2 protein-coding genes and 1 pseudogene are annotated in these 2,961 nt (G+C 41.9%); all 3 read right to left on the bottom strand.

What is annotated here, in order from left to right:
- Nucleotides 1–804: 804 nt before the first annotated feature.
- Nucleotides 805–1,299 (bottom strand): phosphohistidine phosphatase SixA, encoded by a 495-nt coding sequence (gene sixA, locus IM479_RS19150; protein ID WP_287684343.1) that lies wholly within the window; start codon nt 1,297–1,299, stop codon nt 805–807.
- A gap of 52 nt (nt 1,300–1,351) precedes the next feature.
- Nucleotides 1,352–2,575 (bottom strand): DHH family phosphoesterase, encoded by a 1,224-nt coding sequence (locus tag IM479_RS19145; protein WP_286823899.1) that lies wholly within the window; start codon nt 2,573–2,575, stop codon nt 1,352–1,354.
- Nucleotides 2,576–2,721: 146 nt separating this feature from the next.
- Nucleotides 2,722–2,961, bottom strand: a pseudogene (locus IM479_RS19140) (RRXRR domain-containing protein); the annotation flags it as partial.

Genomic DNA, 2,961 nt, shown 5'->3' with positions numbered 1-2,961 from the left:
CTTTTTCTCGGTCAATGATGACAATAAGTTATGACTTAGAAACTAATCAACAACTAAAGCTTATGCTTGTAGCTAAGTGAAATCATTGATTAAGAGACCTGTGCTTTTCAATAACTTTTTCAGCAAACCCTAATTAGGGTCTGCTGAAAAAGTTTTTCGGTGGGGGTTTGGGGTTGGAGGCCAGGTGTAGGGTGCAGGGTGTGGGGTTTTACCCATTTTCAGGTGGTCAATTACCTATAGCAAAGACCAAGGTGCTTAGGACAATCCATCGCTGAAACCCTGTTCAGATAAGAGTTTGAAAATTGAAAGCGTCCTAAATAACCCATTATTTGCTATAATTTTCAGGGAAAAAGTGCCTAAATTTCCCCCCGATCACTCCCAGATCCAGTACTTTTTGATTTCAAAAAAGCCTCAAGATATTATCCAACAAGGTTTTTAGATTTATTCAGCCAGCCCTAGCTAATCCTACCAGACGAGATTGATGAGATTGACTTAAAAATTGGCAAATTATCTTAATTTCATTTTCACTTAAAGGATTTTTATTGTCCATTTATTGGTTATTTTTAACTAAAAATTGCCATTTTTGTAATGATTTTTCTGTTAGGTAATTGTCGGATTTGTTTGAGAACTATTGATAAGTTAACTTATTAATAAATTGCCCAACTAAATTAAGATTGTCTGCGGATAAAACTGCTAACTTCTCAGTTAATAACTGGCGTAATTCTATATCGTTTATGATTTTTTAACTATTAACTAAACATCGATTGTAGTCTCCAAAAAGGATAGATACACCTAGGTTAATTCCTAGAGGAGTAATTTCGGGGCTGTCAACCAGAATAACTGACACTTGCCTAGGGGATTTTGTTGATTGGGAACCTCTAGACCGATTATTCCCGCTTTTTTGACCGATAATTTTCCTTGAAACTTGCCCCAAACTAGCATTTCCGTCCAATAGCCTAAATCCGGTTCGTGGCCCACCAGTGCGATCGCGGTTTCCTCTCGCTGATAGTCCGACTTTTGCCACCATTGCACCCAATCTTGAATATTGCCGTTGGGTGATAGGGGATTAAATTGCTCAATTTTACGGCTTAAACCCGCTTTTTGCAAAATTTCGGCGGTTTGCACGGCACGCACCAGGGGAGAAGTGAGAATTAGGTCAAATTTCACCCCCAACTGTCCTAATCTTTGGGCAACTTTAGCGGTTTTGGCCCTACCTTCCTCGGTTAAAGGACGTTCCCCATCGTTGAGATAATCCCCAGATTGTCCTGCTAATCCATGACGCACAAAATAAAGTTTCATATCACTGTAGGGTCGGTCTTTGCGATGATAATAGATAGCTGAGGTCCGATAGCTAGGTGCGAATTACCTTTTCATCGGGGTTAACTAGATGGGAAAGTTTCTGTTTAATTTGGGTGTCATAGAGTTCCCACTTAAGTTTCGCATATTCGGCATTATTATTAAAACCACCGAGGAAACCGATAGGAATTTCAAAACCTCCGGCCATATAACGACCACCACCAAAAAAGCGACCTTGGTTATCCTGTCCGAAAGCTTCCTTGAGAAATTCATCGGGATCTAGGGTAATTTTGCTGGTACGCATAGAACCAATGACTAACTCGATCTCCTCATCTTCATCGTGAACGATACCATAAACCAAAGCCGTGTGAACATTTTCTTCTGTCACCAAAAAATCGGCAGCTTGGGGAATCGCATCCCGGTCATCATAACGCAAATAACCGACCCCGGCGATCGAATAATTATTTTTGATAATACGGTTTTTTAAGGCCCGTTCAATCACATCCATCACCCGTCGGGATCTGGCCGATTGCAGGACAGCGTTTAATAATTGGGCATCGTAGAAACGACTGAGATAACCAGCAGCAATAAATTCACACTCTTGCGCTTGCATTAAATTATTCGTATCCGATCGCAATCCGTGCATCAAAGCTGTGGCACACTTAACATGGACGGTATCGCTACTATTAAAAGTCAGTAACCCTTTTTGGATATATTGGGTTAACATCGCCGCTGTTGCCCGCATTTGGGGACGAATATCGACAAATTCCGCCTCTAGATCCCCTTGACGGGTATGATGATCGATCACAGCAATAATGGGAATTTTTGCCTGTTTAACCAGAGTGGTTAACTGACTATTGGTTCCCTGACCATCGACAAAAACACAACCCTGATAAACCGAGAGATCTCTATCCTTGAGGGTATGGACTCCCCAACGTTTAGCCGGTAAACCCGTTAGTTTTACCAAAGCGACATTTTCCTGATGGGAGAGAGTACCCGCATAGACTATATCACAGTGAATATTGTACTGTTCAGCGATAATTTGATAGGCCCAGGCGCTAGAAAGGGCATCGGGATCCGGGAAATCCTGCATCACCACAATTTGATTTTCGCCGCGGTGATTTTCCAAAGTACGTCGCAAGCGATCGATCAGGGAAATAAGTAGGGTATCATTACTAACCGTGACTGGAGGAAGGGGACATACTGCCGACGCTTCCCCTACCACTACATCGGTTTCGAGGGACTTGGCAGGAACTAGACTCAGTAATTCAGCCATCATTTTTAGAAAAGTTTGCTTAAGGGTAGATTCAGTCGGGATTTTTTGAGCTAATTAATTCTAGACGATATCCCCGCTCGATCGGTTCATCGAAAAACTGGGTCTGAAACCCCGCCCTTTAGCGATAGCGGAAGGCGGCTTTATATGAATTAGTGAGAAACAATTAAACCGTTAGAACGACGAATTAACTGAATCTTGCTAACAGCTATCTGTCCCAATCGTGTCCAACTGGTATCGCTTACAGATACCTGTTTTTCGGTATCTCCACTAACATAACCAATTCCTTTGGGAGAAGAAACTAAATCTCCTTTACGGAACCCATGTCTTGTGGTAGAGCCACCATATTTACGTCGTTTACCACCTTTAGAAAAAACCATCAGGTGAAGTTG

This window comes from Microcystis sp. M165S2, from assembly GCF_020245885.1.
Lineage (GTDB): Bacteria > Cyanobacteriota > Cyanobacteriia > Cyanobacteriales > Microcystaceae > Microcystis.
Note: the sequence above shows the minus strand (reverse complement) of the source record. Positions and strands in the feature narration are given on the sequence as shown.